The organism is Nostoc sp. JL31 (genome assembly GCF_017114965.1).
Classification (GTDB): Bacteria; Cyanobacteriota; Cyanobacteriia; order Cyanobacteriales; family Nostocaceae; genus Nostoc; species Nostoc punctiforme_A.
Window position 1 is genome coordinate 1 of record NZ_JABXKO010000084.1, and the last position, 23847, is coordinate 23847.

The 23847-nt window shown below is 41.2% G+C and carries 17 protein-coding genes; 7 read left to right on the top strand and 10 right to left on the bottom strand.

Features of this window, described 5'->3' with window-relative positions; all coding sequences use genetic code 11:
• Positions 1-134 precede the first annotated feature (134 nt).
• The 6 genes from HWQ43_RS19345 to HWQ43_RS19370 all read right to left on the bottom strand — a co-directional run bounded on the left by HWQ43_RS19345 (position 135) and on the right by HWQ43_RS19370 (position 10516).
• The gene (locus HWQ43_RS19345) at positions 135-905 is read right to left on the bottom strand and encodes a biotin/lipoate A/B protein ligase family protein (RefSeq protein ID WP_292737036.1); all 771 of its coding nucleotides are present in this window, start codon (positions 903-905) and stop codon (positions 135-137) included.
• On the bottom strand, positions 902-2119 hold the full coding sequence (gene coaBC, locus HWQ43_RS19350; RefSeq protein WP_292737037.1) for a bifunctional phosphopantothenoylcysteine decarboxylase/phosphopantothenate--cysteine ligase CoaBC: 1218 nt from the start codon (positions 2117-2119) through the stop codon (positions 902-904). The genes HWQ43_RS19345 and coaBC overlap by 4 nt, the downstream gene beginning before the upstream one ends.
• Before the next feature lie 86 nt (positions 2120-2205).
• On the bottom strand, positions 2206-2418 hold the full coding sequence (locus HWQ43_RS19355; protein ID WP_094351471.1) for a DUF2555 domain-containing protein: 213 nt from the start codon (positions 2416-2418) through the stop codon (positions 2206-2208).
• Between the two features lie 154 nt (positions 2419-2572).
• Positions 2573-3193 (bottom strand): alpha/beta hydrolase, encoded by a 621-nt coding sequence (locus tag HWQ43_RS19360; RefSeq protein WP_292737066.1) that lies wholly within the window; start codon positions 3191-3193, stop codon positions 2573-2575.
• A 178-nt stretch (positions 3194-3371) separates the two neighbouring features.
• The gene (locus HWQ43_RS19365) at positions 3372-7322 is read right to left on the bottom strand and encodes a helicase-related protein (protein WP_292737039.1); all 3951 of its coding nucleotides are present in this window, start codon (positions 7320-7322) and stop codon (positions 3372-3374) included.
• Complete coding sequence (locus HWQ43_RS19370) at positions 7322-10516, bottom strand: hypothetical protein (protein WP_292737041.1); 3195 nt, start codon at positions 10514-10516, stop codon at positions 7322-7324. Before HWQ43_RS19370 ends, HWQ43_RS19365 begins: the two co-directional genes overlap by 1 nt.
• A 272-nt stretch (positions 10517-10788) precedes the next feature.
• Between HWQ43_RS19370 and HWQ43_RS19375 the strand changes: the two genes are divergently transcribed.
• Together HWQ43_RS19375 and purH are read left to right on the top strand one after the other, a co-directional pair.
• Entirely contained in the window at positions 10789-11646 is an 858-nt protein-coding gene (locus HWQ43_RS19375) for a hypothetical protein (RefSeq protein ID WP_292737043.1), read from the top strand.
• Between the two features lie 163 nt (positions 11647-11809).
• A complete protein-coding gene (gene purH, locus HWQ43_RS19380; protein ID WP_292737046.1) occupies positions 11810-13330 on the top strand; it encodes a bifunctional phosphoribosylaminoimidazolecarboxamide formyltransferase/IMP cyclohydrolase in 1521 nt (506 codons plus the stop codon).
• A gap of 366 nt (positions 13331-13696) precedes the next feature.
• Here the strand turns inward: purH and HWQ43_RS19385 are convergent, their stop codons facing one another.
• The 4 genes from HWQ43_RS19385 to HWQ43_RS19400 all read right to left on the bottom strand — a co-directional run bounded on the left by HWQ43_RS19385 (position 13697) and on the right by HWQ43_RS19400 (position 15169).
• Entirely contained in the window at positions 13697-14206 is a 510-nt protein-coding gene (locus tag HWQ43_RS19385; RefSeq protein WP_292737048.1) for a PIN domain-containing protein, read from the bottom strand.
• On the bottom strand, positions 14203-14502 hold the full coding sequence (locus HWQ43_RS19390) for a hypothetical protein (protein ID WP_292737050.1): 300 nt from the start codon (positions 14500-14502) through the stop codon (positions 14203-14205). The genes HWQ43_RS19385 and HWQ43_RS19390 overlap by 4 nt, the downstream gene beginning before the upstream one ends.
• 139 nt (positions 14503-14641) lie before the next feature.
• Complete coding sequence (locus HWQ43_RS19395) at positions 14642-14980, bottom strand: hypothetical protein (RefSeq protein ID WP_292737052.1); 339 nt, start codon at positions 14978-14980, stop codon at positions 14642-14644.
• 9 nt (positions 14981-14989) lie between these two features.
• Positions 14990-15169: a hypothetical protein gene (locus tag HWQ43_RS19400; RefSeq protein WP_292737054.1), complete on the bottom strand. Its 180-nt coding sequence runs from the start codon at positions 15167-15169 to the stop codon at positions 14990-14992.
• Positions 15170-15299: 130 nt separating this feature from the next.
• Here HWQ43_RS19400 and gatB point away from each other — a divergent pair, with 130 nt between their 5' ends.
• From gatB to HWQ43_RS19425, 5 genes are all read left to right on the top strand, one after another.
• Positions 15300-16775: an Asp-tRNA(Asn)/Glu-tRNA(Gln) amidotransferase subunit GatB gene (gene gatB, locus HWQ43_RS19405; RefSeq protein WP_292737056.1), complete on the top strand. Its 1476-nt coding sequence runs from the start codon at positions 15300-15302 to the stop codon at positions 16773-16775.
• A gap of 579 nt (positions 16776-17354) precedes the next feature.
• Complete coding sequence (gene argJ / locus HWQ43_RS19410) at positions 17355-18596, top strand: bifunctional ornithine acetyltransferase/N-acetylglutamate synthase (protein WP_292737058.1); 1242 nt, start codon at positions 17355-17357, stop codon at positions 18594-18596.
• 638 nt (positions 18597-19234) lie between these two features.
• The gene (locus HWQ43_RS19415; protein WP_292737060.1) at positions 19235-20608 is read left to right on the top strand and encodes a CmpA/NrtA family ABC transporter substrate-binding protein; all 1374 of its coding nucleotides are present in this window, start codon (positions 19235-19237) and stop codon (positions 20606-20608) included.
• A 103-nt stretch (positions 20609-20711) separates the two neighbouring features.
• A complete protein-coding gene (gene ntrB / locus HWQ43_RS19420; protein ID WP_292737062.1) occupies positions 20712-21551 on the top strand; it encodes a nitrate ABC transporter permease in 840 nt (279 codons plus the stop codon).
• Positions 21552-21680: 129 nt separating this feature from the next.
• Positions 21681-23681 (top strand): nitrate ABC transporter ATP-binding protein, encoded by a 2001-nt coding sequence (locus HWQ43_RS19425; RefSeq protein ID WP_292737064.1) that lies wholly within the window; start codon positions 21681-21683, stop codon positions 23679-23681.
• Positions 23682-23847: the final 166 nt, after the last annotated feature.

The window sequence follows — 23847 nt, forward strand, 5'->3', positions numbered from 1 at the left end:
AGTTTACTTTGACGCATTCATTGACCTTGCTACAATTCATATCTGGATTAACAAAATATTATTAGTGGGATAGGTTCACGTATTTATTACATAACCTCAAGTTTTGGAATAGGCGATACCTACGGTGAGCTAGGCTAAGGCACTTCATAAAGCGATCGCAATTTGAGGATATGTTGCCATTCGAGATCGGTGAATGGTTGGGTAACTAGTTCGATGCCAAAGTACTGTTTTGCCGTCTCTGTCAATGTATCCACAATCTTGACAATCCAATCAGCCTCTTCCTGTGTGTTGCAAAATGAGGTATTCCACGGAGCCGATTGTTCAAAGATTTCCTCAAATAAACCTTTGTCTGTAGACAAAATCATCGAGCCGTGTTGAAGAATGGTATTTCTTCCCTTGCGTTGGGCACTACCAATAAACTTACTTCCATCGGCTGTAACCAAGTCAGCTGCTGTTGCTGTGTTGAAGCAACTGGGATTATGAATGTAACCTCGTCCAGCAGAACCATAACTTAACTCAATACCCAACGTTTGCCAGCCTTGGATTAAAAAGTTACAGATTTTTTCATAAGTACCCCAACTTTTTCCAGTAATAGCTGAGGTAATCAGGGCATAAGTTAAGTTCCCCTGGTGGAGAACAGCTCTACCTCCCGTTGGACGACGAACTAAATCGAGTGGCTGTCCCTGGTAAATCAGATTATGCCACTCGGCAGGCCATTGTTTTTGCAGATGTCCCAAGGAGAGAGCATAGGGACACAAAGTATAAAAACGCAAAGTAGGCGGATGCTGTCCCTTTTCACATTGACTGAACAACCAAGCATCGATCGCCATTTGCACTGCTCCCGATGTCTGAACCATTGGGATGAAACGCCAGGTGGATGGTGATTCCATTGCTAGTTGTTTCATCTGTCTCGGATTCTGGAAAGAAAATCAAATAATTGATGTGCCATTTCTAATTTAGAACAAGGTGCAATTTCTACCTGATTTCCTTGACTATCTAAAAATATGGCTTGATTATTATCACTCCCAAAACCACTATCAGGTTGATCGATGGGATTGGCAACAATAACATCAAGTTTTTTATTGTGTAATTTTTCTAACGCAGGTTTGACAATATCACCAGTTTGTGCAGCAAAACCAATTAATATTTGATACGGCTGTTTATGTTGTGCTAACTGGGCAACTATATCCGCTACTGGTTCCAGAGGTAAAGCTTGGGGGAGCGATCGCTTGGGCAATTTCTCTGTACTATAATCTTTTGGCTTCACATCTGCCACGGCTGCTGACATCACAATGATATCAGCGTTGGGTAAACATTCCACCATGACGTGCTGCATTTGCTCTGCACTAATAACGGGAATCCCTTGTACTCCTAATGGCACATCCCAATTAGCTGGGCCATATACTAGGGTGACGTTTGCGCCTCGGTGAAATGCAGCTTGCGCTAAAGCTAATCCCATTTTACCTGTGGAAGGATTGCCAATAAACCGCACTGGGTCAAGAAACTCTCGCGTTCCCCCAGCGCTAATTAACACTCGTTTACCTACTAAATCTCGTTTACCTTGAGTGTGTAACAGCGATTGGATGTGAGCAAATATTTCTGGAGGTTCTGCTAATCTACCAGCACCGATGCGATCGCACGCTAATAATCCTGATGCTGTATTCATCCCATGATATCGGCTATCTATCAATAACTGTTGCCAATTCCGTTGCACCGATAACTGTTCCCACATATCAGTATTCATTGCGGGTGCTAACAGCACGGGACAAGTAGAAGCCAGCACGGTATTTGTGAGTAAATTATCAGCCATTCCGTAGGCTAACTTGGCTAATGTATTAGCTGTCAAGGGGGCAATTACCATCACATCTGCCCATTCACCTAACTCAATATGTAACGGACGAGAGTGAGTTGGTTGCCAAAAATCATCATCTGTGTAGGCGGTATGACGAGATAGAGTTGATAAAGTCAGAGGCGTGATAAATTTTTGCGCCGAACGGGTGAGGATAACTCGGACTTCTACCCCAGTTTTAAACAGCGTCGAAACCAATTCACAGATTTTGTAGGCGGCGATACCGCCACCTACACCAATGAGAACCCTGTTCAATTTTGGATTAGTCATGGTAAAAAGTTAGGAGTGAGTCGTTCAAAAATTAGTACTAAATAGTTATAAATCCTAACTCTTAACTCCTAACTCCTAACTCTCAACTAAGCTTCATCATAGGGTTCCAAGTCTAAGAGGTAGATATAGGGTTCAACTAACTCTGGACGCTGAAATGCGATCGCTCGCAATAGATGCCAATCATTTAAACCCTCAAAAGCATTACTATAATTATCCAGTTCCAGACGTGTAGCTAGTTCTTCTACTTCTACTGCACTCATGGCAGCAATTTCTTTTTGGGAAATGCTTAGAGTTGTCATAATACTTGCCCCTCCCTTATGCAGCACTCGCCTTCAGCATGGGTTAAGTTGCGCTGAACGCAGCCACCCAATATATATTACTCATTAGAAGTCATTAAGTTCGTGAAAATTGTCAGAATTTGTACCAGAATTTATAAAAAATTCGTAATCCTGACTAAGCAATTGTATTTACAACGAAATTTCGTAGCACCTCTAACGTTTTTGGATCTATTTCATGTCCCATATCAAATTCGTGGTATTCTACTTCCACTCCTAGAGACTTGAGAGTTTCTCGTGCCTTCAAAGCAGCTTTCAGGGGCACAACTTCATCATATCTACCGTGAGTGATTAAAGTCGGCGGAATCCCACTTTTAGCTGCCGTTAGCGCGTCAGGATGTAAATACCCGCTCATGACAACTAAACCTGCTAAGGGCAATTTTGAGCCGACATCTAAAGTCATTGCTCCGCCTTGAGAAAATCCACTCAAAATGGTACGTGACAAAGGTATGCCAGTGGTACTTTCTAAAGATTCCAAGAAATCTGTTAGCAGTTGTCGACTTTCTGCCAACCCTTGATACATATTTTCCACCCGCAGGTCATACCATGCCCTCCCTATAGGGGAATAGGGATAAGGATAAGGTGCATTGGGCAATACAAACTGGTAATCGGGTAAATTGAGCAAGGGTAACAAAGATGCTACATCCTCAGCATTAGCACCCCAACCATGCAAAGTGACAATTAAGCCTGCTGGGGGTTGAGAAGTTGCGGTGGGAACGGTAAGAGCTTGTAAAGACAGAGGTTTACTCCTAAAATTCTACTTTTGTACTGTACATAGATCCTATCTCTTCAAGCAGACTTAGTATTTAACGGTATTTGCTGCTTGCCTAAAGAATGCGATCGCCGTCAAGTTAATTTACCCGTAGTTTGGTTGAAGAATTTGACTTTGCGCTAAGTAATTCCTAAGCTAACATTAACTATTTGTTATCTGCTTCATCTTCAAGCAAGATGGTATTGAGAAGATTTAATTCACTGGATGCCATAAAGTAGCGATCGCTAAAAACTGTTTCTAATTGTGTAAAAATCCGTCTACCTGCCACAGCTATCCAAGGAAATGTGCGATAGTGAGGTACTACAGGTATGATTAAGCCTTGAGGAGTTAGAGAACGTCCTAGCGCACTTCTCCAAGCTTGCGGATCTTGTAATACCTGTTGGCGCATATCATCTTCTGATTGTTCATTCCAGAAATGGGGATAGTCTAGAGGTAAGCCAATAACTATGTTTTTAGTTTTTAATGCTTGACGTGTGGAAGATTCAATCACAAATCCCTCTTGTTCCCGACTCAATAGTTTATACAGTTCGTTGGCAGGACGTTTGAGTTTTGAGGGAAATTTGAACTTCTTGCTTTCGGCAATTTCTTTTAGCGATCCTAAAAGATGACTGCTATTTTGTTTAACATCAGCTTTCCATGCTTCAAAGCTAAATATTTCTTCAGTTTTGCGATCGCTCCAATCTTCTATCCAGAAAGGGCCGATACAAGTTAGATTATCCGGTATCTTTAGCTCGTCATTATCTAAAGATGGCAATAATCGGCTCGAAATCCTAGAAACTGTTTTGACCAAAGCTTGTAGGGTTTGATAATTTGCATAGGACTTGGCATCTCTCTCTAATGATTGACCTCTCAGGTCAAAATGTTTAAAGATGTTTGCAGTTAACTGCTCCGCTTTTTTCACAATTGCTTTTGCTTCTTGAGGATGACTATCGCTGATAAAAATTTTGGCTTCACGCAAGAAATCTAAGACATCATCAGACATTAAACGTAGCAATTCCTCATCCCCAACAGAGCCAACTGGGACAAATGCAATTCGGTTTTTATTAAGTCCTGCGTCACCTTTGATGCGGGTGTGAATTGTAGAGCGCAACATTACCAGCAAAGTCAATAAATCGCTTGACTGACGCAACCATAGTCTTTTGGGGTCAATATCTTCTCTTTCAATGATGAAATCATTGATTAGCATAACTAACCGTCTATCTTTGTTATCTCCAGAAACTTCTATTCCGGTTTCTGGATCTGTATACATTCCTCGACCACGGTAAATTAATTGCGCGACTTCCATTAAAGCAGCTTCAATATTAAATCGGGGAATTGCAGCTATAATCCAATCTGTTTTCGGGAAAGAAACACCTCTTGCGCCTGAAGAAGTCATGAGAAAAACTCGAACTTCATCTCGTCGTGGCGGCTTGACTAATTTCAATCGCCGATCGGGTGATACACTTTGATCCAAAACCTCCACCTGTTCTCTGTTTACCAGAGCTTCTTTACCAGTGGTTAATTTTTCCTGCAACTGACGTAGAAAAGCTTTATCCTGAGCAAAGAAAATTAACTGTTCTGCTCCCTGTTGTAACCCAGCCTTGATTTCTAAGTAGGCATTTGTTAGCGATTCCTCTTCTGATTTTTCTCGAATTGCTTGTCTAATTGTCTGCTCTGTGCCGTCACTGTTTTGACCTGGTTTAATGGGTGACAGCCTAATACTGTAGTCAATACTGAGTTTACTAGCGGGATAGCTATTTGTCATGACGTGTAGCGTTGGGTGTTTTTTGGGGCCAATTTTTGTACAAGTCCCTGTTACCCGAAACGCTGCTTCACCTCGACTTTGACTTATTAGAATTTTATCAGGAGCGCGATCGCCTGAGTTCAAAAAGCTATCCAACACAACTTCATTGCTGAGTGAGGCATCAGCCAGAATCAGGACAATTTTAAACGGAGATGGAGTTGTATCAAACGGTTTAATAAACTGCTGTTCCAACCATTCTGCTAACTTACGGACAAAGGGCGCTCCTGCACCATCACCAGCCAGTTCGTCTACCATGACAACTATAGTGGGAATTCGCACTGCAAATGCTGAACGTTCCTTTTTTCCTGCCTTAGTATCAGCTTTTTTTGCAAACAAATTATTGAAGGCATTAACTGTGGTTGATTGATTGTTGAGCGTTCGATAACCTTGGATAGCAGCAGTCATCACCAGCTGATTAACCTTGGAATTGGCTTCGAGTAATTTTCGGGCTGACTTTGCTATAGTACCCAATACACCGGGACTGTAAAGCGATTCTACGCTGTAATCTCGTTCGTTGAGACGGCGTTTAAACCGAGTCGAGCCGACTATATTGCAATCAATGTCATGTTCTTGTTCTGGGGTGAGAAAGAAGATATTGCTATCAGGAAGTGTGAGTTTTTCAATACCATCGACAACAACGGCACTGTCGATACAGCGAGATGGAAAATTGTTTTCCTGAACCTGTTTTTCATACCATTCAGGAGCTGCAACAATCAAATTTTTATTGCTGGTGATGGTTAATATCCCAGTGGGACGATCGTTTTCTTTAGCAAGTTTGTCGGTGACATCTCGATTAATGACAACTCGCGGACTCAGATACAAAAATAAGAAACCTTGAGTCTGCTGTTTGAGAAATTTCATCACAGCAGTGGTTTTACCAATACCTGGATTTCCTTCCAAAGCTAGGACGTTAATTTTACCGACTTGAGCAGAACTTATACCAGCAAATACTGCTGCCTCGTGTACTTGTCGCAGAGGAATTGTTGCCTTATCGGGGCTGATTTCATTGATACAATCGGCAATTTGTGTAACAGAATTGCCTCCAAAGAACTCAAGTAATGCGTCGTTGTCTTCAATAGATGCGATCGCCTCAGCCTTGCTAATTTCACCCATTGGGTTGTAGAAGTCCGTCACATTCTCCTGAAAGAGAAAGTGGGAGTATTGGCCTAGAGTTGGTTTTTCAGCTAGATGTTGTGCTTGTTCTTTAAAAGCAGAGGGTAGCCCTTTCAAGAGTTTCTTGAACACCAACTGGATTTCCGCATCTAGATCGAGTGGCTCATCATCCTTTGAATGTTTAGCCTGGCAATATGCTTTTCCCAATGATTTCATTAACTTGGCTCTAGTATCTGGTTCTGGTTCCACACCGAAGAATTGAGCCGTAAGACTTTCAATACCATTGGATGTGACAGCGATCACTCTGGCGTTACAACTCCCTTCTAATCGCTTATGCACGTGTAACAGATGAATCAGGCGATCTGTATAAGATGATGCCTGACAGAGCTTAAATAATGGTTTATCTTGACCACTAAATGCTGAAAGAAAATTTTCCAACCTTTTAGAGAGTGAAAATTCTTCACCTTCAACCTCTGCACAAACTCTAGAGAAGACTCCCCGTGATTCAATGTAACGGGCATAGCGACTCATTTCTTCTCTATGAGGTGCTTCTTTTTGAAAATCTGCAAATTTGATGGGTGCGTTATAGGAAAATTCCAGACAGATAATTAAGTTCTCAATTTTTTTGCGTTTTATATCTTTTGGCTGGGAGAAGGCACTTTTAAAGTCTTCAGAGGGTATTATTTCCTCTGTGTTTCTGTTTGGACTAAATTCGTTGGACAGCCATAAAATAAAATCGGCTCTGGCTGGTTGTCCTCGGTTGACTAAGTTCTCATCTGGTTTTCCTGGTAGTTTGAAAGCTTCTTGAAATGCTTTTGCTGTCTCTTCTTTTTCTTCATCCCGTTGCATTTGTTGACATGGGAGTGTCAACGGACACCAAATTGCTTCTAGTTTAGGTTGTCTAATTTGACTGTGGTTGAGACACTCACGCATTGCTGTCCAACCTAAACCATAGCCGAGTACCAGCAGATGACGTAGCATTGTTTCCACCCATTCTTTGTTATTGGCATCTGTTATTTTGAATTCTTTCACCAGTTGGTGGGAGATATCTGAATTTTTGTGAGATTGCCAAGGCTGGAGAACAGGATGATCGTTCAAAAGTAAGTTTCTATGAATCAACTGTTGTAAAACACCGCGTTTAACAGCAATTTCAAATACCTGTCCCCAAATAGAGGCTTGTTGTAGAAAGGATGATTCCATTACTTCCTGTGCAGAACTTGAGAAACGTGGGTAAGTACAGCGCGATAATTAAGTAATACCTGTCCTTTGCGGCGGGTATGAAGAACTTTGACTTCACCAGCCTCTTCAACTGTATTAGGCGATATCCAACTAAATGGATCTAGGACTGGGCTAAGTTGACTTCTGTACACACCTCGTTCAGCTTCAATAAAATGCAAGCCCCGTAGTACAGCTAGTAAGCAAGGATTAATACGAGATTCTGAATCAGGATTAATCAAATGCTGACGAGCGCGTTCAGTCCAATTAATATTGCTAACTTTTCTATCCGATACTAAGAAATAAATGCAGAAACCAGATTGTAAGCGCTCTTCTGCTTGAATAGCATGAAGTGTGGCAAAAGTATAAACCGGAATTAAATCACGAAAGTAGTCTGCCTTAACAGATCGCGGAAAACCTGAATGATCTCCTGCTTGCAAAATTTCAAATGCCGCTTCACTGTAACCTCGTTCGCGCAAGCGTGTAGCCGGAAATACATCCCGCACCATTGGGTAAATGTTGATATCAGGAAAAGTTTGAAAGACTGCTTCTAAAAATTCTGTAGGTATTAAAGAAGAATTGTTATCTGCGGCTCGATTAATGCGGCGATCGCCATAGGCATGAGCTAATAAAATAATGTGCTGACATCCTTTAGCTCTGAGGTGACGAATTTCTTCTTGAACTAGGCGTTGCGTTTTCAGTTGTTCTGGAGAATCAAGCACATCAGACTGCATCCGTTCTCTTTTAAGTTCATAACCGATAAACGGTTCACTAACAGATGTAGCAATATAACTTTGAGTCAGAAAAAGATATGCCTTTTCTTCATCATTAGGAAAATTTCCCTCGTTACAGGGACGGCTTGCATAAGAAATTAAACCAATCTTGGGGGCTGAATTAGAATCTGGGCTACTAATGCAAAGTGGAAATGCACTTAAAAACGCCTTAAAAGTACCAGCTTTAATAAAATCTTGCGTTTGTTTAGGTTTTTTCACCAGATTATCTAGAATAAGTCCCTGCATTCGGATTGGGGTATCTTCACCTAGTATGGCTTCTAAGGTTTGGGCGGCTGCATAAATATAAGCATCGCCGCTCTTGTCCTTATCTTCATCTAGTTGTTTTCCTGTTTCTTGCAGTCGCAGCATTAAGGTTGTAAAATCAACCGATTTTTCCTTCTGACGACGTTTTTGCAATCGTGTAATAATTTGCCACAAACAACAGTAAACTAGCACAGCAAAGGCGGTAACTGCGGCTGCATGATACTGCTTATTTTCCTCAGATTCTCTTGTATTTGCTCGCCGCCTCACAGTTTCAACATCGTATTCCACTATGATTGCGGCTGATAATGCCCACCCAGCAAATTGAGAAGCATTTGTAGATAGCTCATAAGTCCATTGACGATCTTCTCCTCTCTTCCAAGAACGAGGAACCCAACAAACTTGGAGGAGTTTCTGCGGCAATAAACGCTTTGCCCGCAATTGACTAAATGTATCTTTAGTTTTTAAGTCATATTCCGAAAGCTCGGCAGTAACCTTAACCGAAAATAGAAGTCCTGATGTTGCTGGTTGCTCACAAATTTCAATATGTTTGAACCATTCAACCTTTTCGCTGGAATTTTCTTGTGGCTCTACAAGCAACTTTCTCACACCTAATGTTGCCCCTTCTAGCCGATCCCAATTAATGATGCTGCTTTTTACACAGATGAATTGTTGTGAGGAGCGATCCTGAACTTGAGATACTACTTTCTGGCTCCTGTCGCGCAGTACTTTCATCAGAGCCTTGGCAATTGACTTCATTGACTCGGAACGTTCCTGTAATTCTTCTAAAGTCTGGCGAATAGCTTCTGTACCCTGCGATTTAAAATTTGCTAGGAGTTGATTCACCATTTCTGTTAGTGATTCTTTAGTTAGCGGTTCCTCGTCCTTTTTGGGAACGACGACTGCCAAAAAGATAAGTTGAGCTAAACGACGACAAATTTCCCAAGGTTTTTGTAAGGAAGATTCATCATTACTCAGTAAATATTCTCTAATTTGATCGAGTCGTACTTCAAAAGCAGGTTTGCCTAATTCTGGATTTTGCCCATTGACTCGAAAACGATAACTTACTTCACGCTCTACTTGATTTTTAGTCTTTTGCTCGAAAATTTGAGTTTTCCACTCAGGCCAAACAGCTAGACAATAATAAAAGGTCGCTTTGCTAAGTTCATCTGCCAAGTCGAACTCAGCTGCACTACCGAAATGAGCCGTTAAATCAACCGTATAGCCTTCTTCTTTAGCAGATTCAACTAGAGTGAGTATTCGATTGACATACTCTACTAAAAGTTGGTAATCTGGGTCGTTACTCGATCGGGCATTTTCTGCGATCGCTTCCATAATCCGAAAGCTAATTGTCAATCGGACTCGTGACAATGCTTCGTCGTCTATAAAATTTAAAAAGCGCTCGATTTGGCTATCATATCGATTTTTTTCTTCTTTTAAAGTTGCGATCGATGAATTAACATCATCTTCATCGTTGTCAAGTTCGTTTTCTAAATATTCTGAGGCAGCACTGCACATTTGCTCAAAATAATCAGTATTTTCAACTCGTTCGCGCGCACAAATAACCGTCGCCACAGACTTGTTATCTTTAGTATCTCCAGCTTGAAATGCTATATGTACGAGGTTGGCAGTATTGGCTATATTCTGGAAACTCGTACCTGCTTTTTTAGCAAGATGTTTGAGTTGCTTATCAGGGTCATCTAACAGCAATGTTGATAACAAGCTCTCGGAAGGCACAGCAGTATTCAGTGCTTGGTCAATAGCAGCCATTAATCTGTCTATCGCACCAGGTAACTTTGTAGCATTACCATCACTCAAACAGCCGCCAACGCGCGACCTATTACCGTATGCTGGCATGGATAAGTTTTGAATAAACCCACTGCCAGGAGCAGGTTTCAAAGCTTCTTTAAATTTAGGTTGCGCAAATAACCGATACATAACGGCTGAAGTACTTATTCTCAGGCGTTTATTTTGTTTGTCATCAAATTCAAACAGCTGCATCCCTCTAGGATTTAGCTGGTCAGTATTTGCCTGATTACTGCTAGGAGAAATAGCTTGAGCAAGTAGCTCTATGACTGTAGCGAGGTCAATAGACGGGTTAAGCGATCGCGGGTCAACGTTAGCGCCAGTACCTTGTGAAGGCATAATTATTTCCTTTGTAATTTTCAGTATTACGACTGCTTCATTTGCTTGAACTTTACAGTCTCAGCAAATGGACTCTGTATTTTTAATATCTTAAATGTGTCTAATCTGTCAAGATAAATATGTTTTACCTTTCTAATACTTTTTTTAAGATTTCTTACACAAATAATTTTTTACATGATAATGTGTATCTTTGAAAAGATCAGGGGAAAATTAATGAGTATAAATTTACAAGCAGAACTAATGTAAATTTTAATTTTTTCTAAAAAGCAAAAATGGATAAAAATAATTTTGAAGCATTTACTAACTTACCAGCATTGAAAAAAAATGCTATTCAACTCTGTGGTCAAGAATTTATTGATAGCTTGACTCAAAAAGGTCTATATGCAAAAGATAGTGAATTCTGGGAAGAGGTTAATAAGAAGCTAAATATTTGTGATGATGCTTATGAAATTAAACAGGCTAGAGAACAAGCAGAACGCGAACAACTGTTGTTAAAAAAGAAAGCTAAAGAGCAAGCAGAAACACAAAGATTGCTGACAAATAAAAAAGAAATCTTTAGTAAAAACAGAAAAAATTGGAAAATTACTGTTTTTGAACTTCCAGAATCAGATATTTTTGGCAAAAATTTTCTAGCAGAGTGTACTAAAGAACCAGACTTAATAAAAACTACTTGGTTTTACAAGAATCAAGAAGAAGCCTATAGTAGAGCTTGTAATCTTGCAGATGAATTTGAAGTCCAACAAGAAAGTTTAAGGATTTTTCAAGAGCGTTACGCAGTTATGAAACCTTTATATTTAATGATTATATACCTTTCAAGTGGAGATCAACATAATGAGTACCTTAACAATAGTCGTGAAAAGTCTAAAGAAAATTTTACTGGCGTTAACTGTTGGAATGGATTTGATTTTGAGATAATTAATGCTTTAGTGGCAGAAGGATTATTAGAATTTTCATCAAATAAAAATAAACTGATAATGAAGAAACAAGCTATGAAAGCGGCAAGAGAGGTTTTAAATAAAATTAATATTGATGGAGTAGACAGGCTTTTAGAACAGCGAGAATATCATGAAGAATATATTAATTACATAAGTGAATTAGATATTATGGATGAGGAAGAAGAGGAAGAATAAATGTCGCACTGGCACAATGCCTGCCATCTGTAGCAGTCTTAATTGATAAAAGTGATGGCTAGATGATAATTAACGCTATTATTCCTCATGGTCTTGAAGTAAACCAAGGCTTATGCAAAACTTGAGATCCTTCGCTTCTAGCCTACTTTTAAGGAATTGATCAATGGCGCGTCTAGCCCTGCTGAGTGTATCTAACAAAACTGGTTTAATTGACCTAGCCCGTAGCTTGGTTGAAGAATTTGACTTTGATTTAATCAGCAGTGGGGGAACAGCCCAAGCACTCAAAGATGCGGGACTCCCTGTCACAAAAGTTGCAGATTATACAGGTTCACCAGAAATTTTGGGTGGTCGAGTCAAAACGCTGCATCCCCGAATTCATGGTGGGATTTTGGCGCGGCGAGATGTTCCCCAAGATATTACAGATTTAGAAAATAACCAAATTCGCCCGATTGATTTAGTGGTGGTGAATTTATATCCTTTTGAGGAAACGATCGCTAAACCAGGGGTAACATTATTAGAAGCTGTTGAACAGATTGATATTGGTGGGCCAGCAATGCTACGGGCATCATCGAAAAATTTTGCTCATCTGGCTGTATTATGCGATCCGGCACAGTATGACGAGTATTTGCAGGAATTGCGCCAAAATAACAGCGTAGCATCCCTAGAGTTTCGGCAAAAAGCGGCATTAAAAGGATTTTCGCACACTGCTAGTTACGATCAAGCGATCGCATCTTACCTAGCAGAAGCAGAGCAGTACACCCTTAGTGGCACACAATTGCAATCTCTGCGTTACGGCGAGAATCCCCATCAACCCGCCACCTGGTATCAAACTGGTAGTACCCCAACGGGATGGGCAGCCGCAACGAAACTGCAAGGTAAAGAACTTAGTTACAATAACTTAGTTGATTTAGAAGCCGCACGCCGAATCATTGCTGAGTTCACTGATACTCCAGCAGCAACGATTATCAAACATACAAATCCCTGTGGTACGGCATTGGGAAGTACAATTTCCGAAGCTTATCAAAAAGCTTTTAATGCTGATTCGACTTCTGCCTTTGGTGGGATTGTCGCACTCAACCGTCCGATTGATGCGGCTACAGCTAGCGAGTTAACTAAAACATTTTTAGAATGTGTGGTTGCACCAAGTTGTGACGCAGAAGCCCAAGAAATCCTGGCTAAGAAATCTAACGTGCGGGTTTTGACTCTAGCTGATTTGAGCAGTGGCCCTAAGGATACAGTGAAAGCGATCGCAGGTGGTTTCCTTGTCCAAGCTAGCGATGATGTGATTGCTGACGCCAGTCAATGGCAAGTTGTGACTGAACGTCAACCCACTGAGAGCGAATTAGCCGAATTGCTATTTGCTTGGAAAGTTTGCAAACACGTTAAATCTAATGCCATTGTTGTTACGAGCGATCGCACTACACTAGGAGTAGGCGCTGGTCAAATGAACCGCGTTGGCTCAGTTAAAATAGCTCTAGAACAAGCTGGAGAAAAAGCCAAAGGTGCAACTTTAGCCAGTGACGGATTCTTCCCCTTTGATGATTCAGTCAAAACAGCCGCGGCAGCAGGAATTACAGCCATTGTCCAACCAGGGGGAAGTTTGCGCGATAAAGATTCAATCAAAGCTGCTAACGAACTGGGTTTGCTGATGGTCTTAACTGGTGTACGTCACTTTTTACACTAAATTATTGACCGTAAGGTGTGCAGTTGAAAAAGTGTCACATAATTTACTTGCTTTTGCATTGGACTAGTGATATGTTTTAGTCGTGTGTGAGGAGCAAGTTAAAAATAAAAAGCGCCTGGGGTGGAAACACGGCAACACTCCCAAGCGCTTTTTAATTGGTCAGAAATTGGATTGCCTGTGTGGTTTTAGAATTGTCACTCAATATACTTGCCATTTGATAGAAGTAGTGATATTATCTATTTGTGTGTGAGGAGCAAGTTAAGAATAAAAAATGTCTGGGGTGGAAACACGGCAACACTCCCAGGCATTTTTTAATTTATATATAAAAATTATAGAAATTAACCCTTCCAAAATAATTTCATATTTTTACTTCCAGTTAAAGACACGAATATTGTTAAAGTTAATCACGTCAACTTCTACACTCTGAAGATAACTTGCTAGCTTGAAGTCATCAGTTAGTACAAGATACTTCCCTTTAGATAAAGTTAGGATTCCACTGTCAGTAAGTCCGAACTTGACAAATTTTTCAGTATTAACCGCATCTAAACTATTTACGTAGTATTCATCCAAAAGAGCAACATTTTTAACAAATTGAGCAAATATTGCAAAGCACTGAGAACGTTCCGGTTCACCAAGTTGATTTGCAAGGCTATTAACTTCTGTCAGAATATTCGGAGTTGTTACAAGCTTTTGAAAGCGTGCAATAAATTCTAGCAGAAGCTCATAATCTTCTGGTATAAATTGCTGGGTTCGATTAAATTTAGTTATTCGTTCTTGATTGACGCTCCCAACTAAAAAGAGAAGCAGAATATTTGTATCAATTAAAACCCCTTTTTGGCAATAACGACGAACAAGGGAAGCAATCAAATCTTTCATACTTGTCTAATTTTCATTGCTTCTACTTCGCCAGTTTGAGAATTCACTTTAAAAAGTTTATATTCTCGTTCATACAACACAGGGGTTGAAGTAAGAGAGGGAGGAATTAAATCTTCCAATCGGCTTTTAGGAGGTTTTTTAGGAATATCAAACCCTAAAGTAATCAACCAGAAGCTTTTATCCTCAGAAAGTTCAACTTCTTCCAGTCTCAAATCTCCTAATGAAGAACCCATTATATCTTGTATGGATTTTATATATTGATATGCAGCATTTACTGCTGTTTTGACATCAATCATAATCTGAGTTGCTCCCTACCATAATTTGCTAATTTCATACTTTATCATAGTAATTTAATCTAGTTTTTTGGTAATTGGCTAACACATAAGTAACAATATATACTTTATATATTATTTATTCATTTTTTTTTCATAAAAATCAATTGATTAAATCTGAATTGTGTGAAATATTTTGCAAAAAATCTCTAACTTCTATTGGTTTGCGGAGAATAATAACTTGCTGATTTGGTGTTACTTGACTAAGTTTTTCTAAAATTCCAGGACGACGAATAATTGGGTATGACCAGATATATTTGAGAAATTCCCAGTTTAATCTTTCAAGACAATCTGATGCCATATCAGGTCTAGATTGTCCAGCATAGATGAAGCGACGTTTAATCACTCGTGATAAACATAAAAGCCGGGGAAAATCCAAAAAAAATACCGTCTCTGCAACCGACAAACGAACGTCGAGAGTACCGCCATAATTACCATCCATAATCCAAGATTATCGTAGGGTTAGGTCTTGGATTATGCTCTGCCATTCAGTTTTTGGAGTCTCAACCCAACCAGGATTCCAGTACCAAGCATCCAAGTGAATCACTTCTAAACCTAAGATGGTTCCGAGTTCGCGGGCTAGGGTAGATTTACCAGCACCTCCAGAACCAATGATTAAGATTTTCTTCACCTTAGATGTGCGTCTCCCTTTTCAAGCTCAACAGGGTAAGCATTGCTCACCCAAATAACCGTCTTCAGAGCAACTCAATACGCCGCTACAATAGTACCACTACAAGGATTATGCCCAAATTATTGATATTATGACCACTGCGACGACTGTAAAAACTGAGTATGAAGCGATTATTGGTTTAGAAACCCATTGTCAGCTGAGTACTAATACCAAGATTTTCTCTAATAGCTCTACGGCATTCGGCTCTGACCCCAATACTAACATTGACCCGGTTTGTATGGGTTTACCTGGGGTCTTACCTGTACTCAATGAAAAAGTATTAGAATACGCAGTCAAAGCTGGTTTAGCACTAAATTGTCAAATCGCTAAATATAGTAAATTTGACCGGAAACAATATTTTTATCCAGATTTACCGAAAAATTACCAAATTTCTCAATACGATCTACCGATCGCAGAACATGGTTGGTTAGAAATTGAGTTGGTGGATGCTGAGGGTAATCCGATTCGCAAACGCATTGGCATTACGCGTCTGCACATGGAAGAAGATGCGGGAAAATTGGTACACGCAGGTAGCGATCGCCTTTCTGGTTCTTCCTATTCTCTGGTAGACTACAATCGCGCAGGCATCCCATTAGTAGAAATTGTTTCCGAACCCGATCTACGTTCTGGAGTAGAAGCTGCTGAATATGCCGAAGAGTTGCGCCGGATTGTCCGATATCTCGGCGTGAGTGACGGCAACATGGAACAAGGATCTCTGCGCTGCGATGTCAACATTTCCGTGCGTCCAGTAGGACGAAAGGAATTTGGCACCAAAGTAGAAATTAAAAACATGAACTCCTTCAGCGCCATCCAACGGGCGATTGACTATGAAATTGAGCGCCAAATCGCCGCCATCGAAGCAGGCGATCGCATCATCCAAGAAACTCGGCTGTGGCAAGAAGGCGCTCAATGCACAAGTAGTATGCGCGTGAAAGAAGGTTCTAGCGATTACCGCTACTTCCCCGAACCAGATTTAGCACCAATTGAGGTGTCAAATGCACAATTAGAGCAATGGCGTAGCGAATTACCAGAACTACCAGCCCAAAAACGCCATCATTACGAAAGTGAGTTGGGGCTTTCCCCTTACGATGCGCGAGTTTTAACAGAAGATCGTTCAATAGCCGAATATTTTGAAACTGCGATCGCATCTGGAGCAAATGCCAAAGCTGCTGCCAACTGGATTACTCAAGATATTGCAGCCCACCTCAATAAGCAAAAACTCACTATTACTCAAATCGGACTGACTCCCACCAATTTAGCAGATATCATCACTCGCATTGAAACGGGCAAAATTAGCAATGCTCAAGCTAAACAAAAGTTGCCAGATTTGCTTAGTGGTATTTCTCCTGAAAAAGCCTTTGCCGGCCAAGAGTTAATCACCGATCCTAGTGTACTGGAACCAATTGTTGATGAAGTCATAGCCGCCAATCCCAAAGAACTAGAAAAGTATCGCAACGGTAACACTAACCTCAAAGGCTTCTTTGTTGGACAAGTTCTGAAAAAGACAGACAAACGTGCCGATCCTAAGCTGACTAACGAATTGGTCGAGAAAAAACTGAACGCCTAGTGAGCTTGTCAAGCTAACTTTGTTGGGTGAGGAAGCATGAGGGGCAGAGGGGCAAAGGGGAAATAACCAATGCCCAATTCCCCAACTAAGTATTTTCCCGGTCTTGCTTCACACAATCTTCATATAAAAGCTGGTGACAACCCTCATACGTAAAATGATATGCTGTGGTAAGTAGATGCACCCTGATGATCTGGAGAGCTGCCTAAGTAGCTCTCTTTTTTATTTTATTTTCATGGTATTTACGGATAAAGTTCAAAAATTTTTAGAAATAATCTCAATAAATAAGTATTAACCCTTAAAAAGTAAATCAGAGAGATCAGTAAGCAGATGTATCCTGACGATCTAGAGAGTGACCAAAGTGGCTCTCTTTTTTTGTTTTGGTTTTTCGTCATAAGAAAGGTAAAAACAATTATGCCAATCGCCAACTGGTGCATTATTATTGCCATCAGCAAATAAACTCACAATAAAAGGGAGTGGGGAGTAGGGGGAAACTAATAACTCTTAACTCGTAACTCCTAACTCAGCACTTTTGTAAAGTACAAATTGACCTATCCAACCTGATAGTTGTAAGGAAAAATAATGGCAGATTGGCAAGAAATAACAGGTGGTATCACAGCACCAAGGGGGTATCAGGCGGCGGGAATTACCGCAGGATTGAAACCTTCGGGGTTGCCAGATTTAGCTTTGATATTCTCAGAGGTGGAAGCGATCGCAGCTGGTGTGTTCACCACCAGCCAAGTGAAAGCTGCCTGTGTAGAATATTGTCGCCAACGCTTGCAAGCCAAACAAAGCGCTCGTGCCATCCTCTGCAACGCCGGACAAGCAAACGCCGCTACAGGAACTCAAGGCTACCTTGATACCCTAGAATCTGCTCTGGCAATAGCCCAAGCCTTGAACATCTCGTCTGAATCTGTGTTATTGGCTTCCACTGGTGTGATTGGTCAAAGAATTAAGATGGATGCTTTGCGAAGTGGAATTCCCAAAGTAGTAGCAGCACTATCACAAACAGGCTCAGATGCCGCCGCCGGTGCGATTATCACTACAGACTTGGTAACAAAATCTATTGCTTTAGAGACAACTATAAGCGACCGCCCGGTACGAATTGGCGGCATTGCTAAAGGTTCCGGTATGATTCACCCTAATATGGCAACCATGCTGGCATTTGTGACTTGTGATGCTGTGGTTTCGCCTCACCTTTGGCAACAGATGTTAGCAAGGGCAGCTGATAGAAGCTTTAATTCTATCACTGTGGATGGTGATACCAGCACCAACGACAGCTTAATTGCCTTGGCAAATGGTCAATCTCGCACCCCAGCAATTATAGAATGGGGCGCAGAAGCAGAGAAATTAGAGGCGATGTTAACAGCAGTTTGTCAGCATTTAGCCAAAGCGATCGCTCGTGATGGTGAAGGTGCAACCTGTCTCATTGAAGTGGAAGTGACTGGCGCTCATGACGAACTCTCAGCCCGACAAATAGCCAAAACTATCGCCGGTTCATCCTTAGTTAAATCTGCAATCTTTGGACGTGATCCCAACTGGGGACGCATCGCCGCCGCCGCTGGACGTGCAGGTGTGCCCTTTGAGCAAGAAAACCTGCAAATTAAGCTAGGGAATTTCTTAATGTTAGAAAATGGGCAACCTCTGCAATTTGATCGTGGAGCAGCTAGTGCTTATTTAAAAAAAGCAGCGACGGGTGCTTATCTCCAACAGGATACGGTGTTAATCTCCGTTAATGTTGGCAATGGTCATGGTGTGGGTAAAGCTTGGGGTTGTGATTTGAGTTATGACTACGTGAAGATTAACGCCGAATATACTACTTAAAATACTCACAATTGTTTGCTTGGTTGAGACAATCATAACTAATTATCTGGATGTGATATAGCAATCCATGTAGGAGTTACGAATAGAAAGATCCCCGACTTCTTGAAGAAGTCGGGGATCTGAGCCTCTTGGTATTTCCAAATCAAATAGAGTTGCTAGATAAATCATAGTCTCAACATGATAGTCATGATAAATGAAAACTTATATATGACACATTATGACTAAAATTAAGTTAGAAAATAAACAGAGACATAAAATCATAAATTAAACATAATAGTCTTCATAGATAAGAGTTTATATATTAAAAATTATTCCTATAGTTGAGGATAATAGATAAATTTTTACTTATACATCCAATCTAATATTTGTTTAATAATCTCCACTCCAAGTTAACAATTTCGGCTTCAAAGGCTGTAAACTAATTTCAACAAGGTGAATGATACCTCTGCATCACATTAAAAAAGCAGAGCCAATAAATTAGCCGAGTTTTTATACAGGTAGCTATTTCATTGATGAAATGGCTGCGATCGCTTGGTCAAATATAGCTTGATTAATCATTAATAATGCAAGAAACCAAGGTTTTTTGCCTAAATTGTCATAGCTATAAAAAATAACATTTACGTTTTCAGGAGATATTTATGACAGAATTTTTTAATCAAATTTCTCGCCGCAAATTCATCTTTACAGTCGGAGTATCTGCGGGTGCTGTATTCCTCAAAGGCTGTTTGGGTAATCCTCCTGAAAACCTCACTGGTGGAAGCAGTCAAGCACAGCCAACGGCTCAAACTGTTGCTAATATTAGCCCTGAACAAACACCAGAAACTACTACAGTCAAGTTGGGATATATTCCCATTGTAGAAGCGGCTCCTTTAATTATTGCTAAAGAAAAAGGCTTTTTTGCCAAGTATGGCATGACTAATGTTGACCTTTCCAAACAAGCTTCTTGGGGTGCAGCCAGAGACAATGTAGAAATTGGTTCTGGCGGTGGTGGGATAGATGGCGGTCAATGGCAGATGCCAATGCCACATTTAATTACAGAAGGTTTAATTACCAAGGGCAATCAAAAAATTCCCATGTATGTATTATGTCAATTGATTACACATGGAAATGGAATTGCGATCGCCAGCAAGCATCAAGGCAAAGGTATTAGTTTACAACTCGCCAGCGCTAAGTCTTTATTTAAGGAATTAAAATCCTCAACACCCTTCACTGCTGCATTCACCTTTCCCCATGTCAACCAAGATTTGTGGATTCGCTACTGGTTAGCAGCAGGTGGCTTAGACCCGGATGCAGATGTCAAATTGCTCACAGTACCAGCCGCGCAAACTGTAGCCAACATGAAAACAGGAACAATGGATGCCTTTAGTACAGGCGATCCCTGGCCTTATCGCCTGGTGCAAGACAAAATCGGCTACGTAGCAGCATTAACCGCAGAAATTTGGAAGAATCATCCTGAAGAATACCTCGCCATGAGAGGCGATTGGGTTGATAAAAATCCCAAGGCTACCAAAGCAATTTTAAAAGGAATTATGGAAGCTCAACAGTGGTTAGATAATTTTGATAATCGCAAAGAAGCGGCTGAAATTTTGGCTGGACGAAATTATTTCAATCTTTCTTCACCCGAAATCCTGGCTGATCCATACCAAGGGAAGTATGACATGGGTGATGGTCGCAAAATTGATGATAAATCAATGGCTGCTTATTACTGGAAAGATGAGAAAGGTAGTGTTTCTTATCCATACAAGAGTCATGATTTATGGTTCATCACTGAAAATGTTCGTTGGGGATTCTTACCAAAAGATTACCTAGATAATAATGCTGCTAAAGCGAAGGAACTTATCAACAAAGTCAACCGCGAAGATATTTGGAAAGAAGCTGCAAAAGAAGCTGGCATCGCCGTTGCTGACATTCCCACAAATACATCCCGTGGTGTAGAAGAGTTTTTTGATGGCATCAAATTTGACCCCGAAAAACCAGAACAATATCTCAAGAGTCTCAAAATCAAAAAGTAGAGACACGATTAATCTCTTGTAGAGACGCGATGAATCGCGTCTAGAGATATCGATTATTTACGAAGGATAAATAACAAATAAAATTTGAGGAGAATGCAGCATCATGACACTCGCCCAAAAACGCCCTGCAAGCCCTAGATTTAATAATAGCTTTATAGCCAGTCTGCAAAAGCAATTTCCTGACCTGATACCACCAACGATCGCGATCGCCATCTTCCTCGTTCTCTGGCAACTCTTCGCCTGGACTCCAGGAGCGACATTACCAGGGCCGATACAAGTTATTCAAGACACTTGGGTTCTGATTTTCTGGCCGTTTTATGACCGAGGTGGCATTGATAAAGGTTTATTTTGGCAGATTCTCGCTAGTCTGCAACGGGTTGCTATCAGTTATACCCTAGCTGCGATCGTTGGTATTGGTTTAGGCATTTTGATTGGGGTGAATAAAACCATGTCCAAAGCATTAGACCCCATCTTTCAACTACTGCGGACTGTACCACCTCTAGCTTGGGTTCCGATTTCTTTAGCAGCTTTACGACAAAACGAACCCGCAGCCTTATTCGTAATTTTCATTACGGCAATTTGGCCTATCTTAATTAACACTGCTGTCGGTGTTACGCAAATTCCCCAAGATTACAACAACGTCGCTAAGGTTCTGCAACTTAGCCGCAAAGAATATTTCACTAATATTTTGATTCCGGCGGCATTACCCTACATCTTTACCGGCTTGAGAATTGCGATAGGTTTAGCTTGGTTAGCAATTATCGCCGCCGAAATCGTCATGTCCGGTATTGTCGGAATCGGGTTTTTTATCTGGGATGCCTATCAAAATAACAACGTCAGCGAAGTAATTTTGGCTCTAGTTTATATCGGCATTGTTGGATTGTTGCTAGATAAAGCAATGGGTTGGCTTCAAAACAAGATTTTACCAGCAGAACAGAAATAGGTAATGGGGAAAAAGCAGGGGAGCAGGGAGCAAGGGAGAGGAGTTTTCCTCTCTGTCCCCCGCACCCCACCCCTCCGCCTCTTTTAGATGACCAATACCAAATACCAAATACCAAATACCAAATATCTTATGTTTGTAGCTGTCGATCAAATTGAAAAAGTTTTTGAATTAACTGGTGGTGGCAAATATATCGCCCTCAAAGGAATCGACCTCCAAATTAAAAAAGGAGAATTCATTTCTTTGATTGGTCACTCCGGTTGCGGTAAATCCACTCTATTAAATATGATTGCGGGTTTGGATTTGCCAACTGAAGGTATTGTCACTCTCGAAGGACAAAAAATCACCAAACCCGGCCCAGACAGGATGGTGGTTTTCCAAAATTATTCGCTATTACCTTGGCGGACGGTAAGAGAAAATATTGCCCTCGCCGTGGACTCGGTAATGAAGGGTTTACCCGCAGCCGAACGCAACGCCATTATCGAAAAACATATAAATATGGTGGGTTTGCGTCCCCATGCTGACAAACAGCCGGGAATGTTATCAGGTGGACAAAAGCAGCGAGTTGCGATCGCCCGCGCCTTAGCGATTCGTCCCAAATTACTCCTGCTAGATGAACCCTTTGGCGCATTGGATGCACTCACACGCGGCAATTTGCAAGAACAACTGATGCAAATTTGCGAAGAAAATGAAGTTACCGCCGTGATGGTGACACATGATGTCGATGAAGCCGTGCTGTTATCTGACAGAATCGTGATGTTAACTAACGGCCCCGAATCTAAAATCGGCGACATTTTAGAAGTGGATATTCCCAGACCCCGCAAGCGGATGGAAGTAGTAGAACATCCCAGCTATTACAGCTTGCGGAGTGAGATGATTTACTTCCTCAATCAGCAGAAACGCATCAAAAAAATTCGGGCGAGAAAAACTGCCGACGTTGCCCGTCATGGATTAGAAAAAGTTAACCTAGAAATTGGCTTTTTACCTCTGACAGCTTGCGCCCCTTTAGCAGTTGCTAAAGAAAAAGGTTTCTTTCTCAAACATGGTTTAGATGAAGTTAACCTCGTGCGGGAAAGTAGCTGGCGGGGTATAGAAGATGGCATAAGTGGTGGTTATTTGGATGCAGCTCAAATGCCTTCAGGGATGCCGATGTGGCTAACTTTGGGAGGACATAATAACCAACCTTTGCCCGTTGTCACCGCCCTCACCATGACTCGCAACGGTAACGCCATCACCTTAGCAAAACGCTTTTACGATCAAGGCGTGCAAACCTTATCTGACTTCAGAAATCATCTGATTCTTACCCACGAACAAAGGCACACAATGGGAGTAGTGCATCCCGCATCTATGCACAATTTGCTGCTGCGTTACTGGCTAGCAGCTGGTGGAATTGACCCCGATAGCGATGTGGACATGAAAACCATTCCCCCAGCGCAGATGGTAGCTGACCTAAAAGCCGGAAGCATTGATGGTTACTGCGTGGGTGAACCTTGGAACTACCGCGCTGCTGTGGAAAATGTCGGCTTTACCATCGCTACCGATTTAGAAGTTTGGTTGGGACACCCAGGTAAAGTTCTTGGTGTGCGGGAAGATTGGGCAGAAAATTATCCAAATACGCATATTGCCTTGACTAAAGCTTTGTTAGAAGCTTGTCACTATTGTGCAAATCCCGAAAATACCCAAGAAATTCGGCAAATTTTAGCAGGGCGAGAGTACGTCAGCACTGATTTAGAATACATTCAGCTCGAAGATCCAGATAATCTCACCTGTGACTTAGACCATCCGTTGCGGGACTATGCCCATCACCAGTTTTATTCCGATTCCGCGATCAACCGCCCCAGTCGCACCGAACAAATTTGGATTATGAGTCAATTGGCGCGTTGGGGTGACACTCCCTTCCCCAGAAATTGGGTAGAAGTTGTTGAACGGGTGTGTCGAGTTCGTGTTTTCAGCACCGCCGCACGGGAATTAGGTTTGGATATTAGCTATATTCGCCAACCGATCCAACTGTTCGATGGTACTCCCTTTAACGCTGACGATCCGATCGCTTATCTCAACAGCTTGAAAATTAAACGTGATTTTTCAGTTGCGGAAGTTGTTCTCGATGCACCAAGAAGGAGACTCGCATCATAAAAAAATCGTGAGAGAAAGAGGTAGTGGAAGGAGTAGCACATCACGCGCGAACCTCTGAACTTCATTAATGAACCTCTGAACTCCATTAATGAGCCTCTGAACTTCATTAATGAGTCTTTGAACTCCATTAATGAGTCTTTGAACTCCATTAATGAGTCTTTGAACT

What these genes read in the sequence shown, in the direction of transcription:
- HWQ43_RS19345 (WP_292737036.1), bottom strand. Translation starts at nt 905, where the DNA reads ATGAAACAACTAGCAATGGAATCACCATCCACCTGGCGTTTCATCCCA.
- coaBC (WP_292737037.1), bottom strand. Translation starts at nt 2,119, where the DNA reads ATGACTAATCCAAAATTGAACAGGGTTCTCATTGGTGTAGGTGGCGGT.
- HWQ43_RS19355 (WP_094351471.1), bottom strand. Translation starts at nt 2,418, where the DNA reads ATGACAACTCTAAGCATTTCCCAAAAAGAAATTGCTGCCATGAGTGCA.
- HWQ43_RS19365 (WP_292737039.1), bottom strand. Translation starts at nt 7,322, where the DNA reads ATGGAATCATCCTTTCTACAACAAGCCTCTATTTGGGGACAGGTATTT.
- HWQ43_RS19370 (WP_292737041.1), bottom strand. Translation starts at nt 10,516, where the DNA reads ATGCCTTCACAAGGTACTGGCGCTAACGTTGACCCGCGATCGCTTAAC.
- HWQ43_RS19375 (WP_292737043.1), top strand. Translation starts at nt 10,789, where the DNA reads ATGGATAAAAATAATTTTGAAGCATTTACTAACTTACCAGCATTGAAA.
- purH (WP_292737046.1), top strand. Translation starts at nt 11,810, where the DNA reads ATGGCGCGTCTAGCCCTGCTGAGTGTATCTAACAAAACTGGTTTAATT.
- HWQ43_RS19385 (WP_292737048.1), bottom strand. Translation starts at nt 14,206, where the DNA reads ATGAAAGATTTGATTGCTTCCCTTGTTCGTCGTTATTGCCAAAAAGGG.
- HWQ43_RS19390 (WP_292737050.1), bottom strand. Translation starts at nt 14,502, where the DNA reads ATGATTGATGTCAAAACAGCAGTAAATGCTGCATATCAATATATAAAA.
- HWQ43_RS19395 (WP_292737052.1), bottom strand. Translation starts at nt 14,980, where the DNA reads ATGGATGGTAATTATGGCGGTACTCTCGACGTTCGTTTGTCGGTTGCA.
- gatB (WP_292737056.1), top strand. Translation starts at nt 15,300, where the DNA reads ATGACCACTGCGACGACTGTAAAAACTGAGTATGAAGCGATTATTGGT.
- argJ (WP_292737058.1), top strand. Translation starts at nt 17,355, where the DNA reads ATGGCAGATTGGCAAGAAATAACAGGTGGTATCACAGCACCAAGGGGG.
- HWQ43_RS19415 (WP_292737060.1), top strand. Translation starts at nt 19,235, where the DNA reads ATGACAGAATTTTTTAATCAAATTTCTCGCCGCAAATTCATCTTTACA.
- ntrB (WP_292737062.1), top strand. Translation starts at nt 20,712, where the DNA reads ATGACACTCGCCCAAAAACGCCCTGCAAGCCCTAGATTTAATAATAGC.
- HWQ43_RS19425 (WP_292737064.1), top strand. Translation starts at nt 21,681, where the DNA reads ATGTTTGTAGCTGTCGATCAAATTGAAAAAGTTTTTGAATTAACTGGT.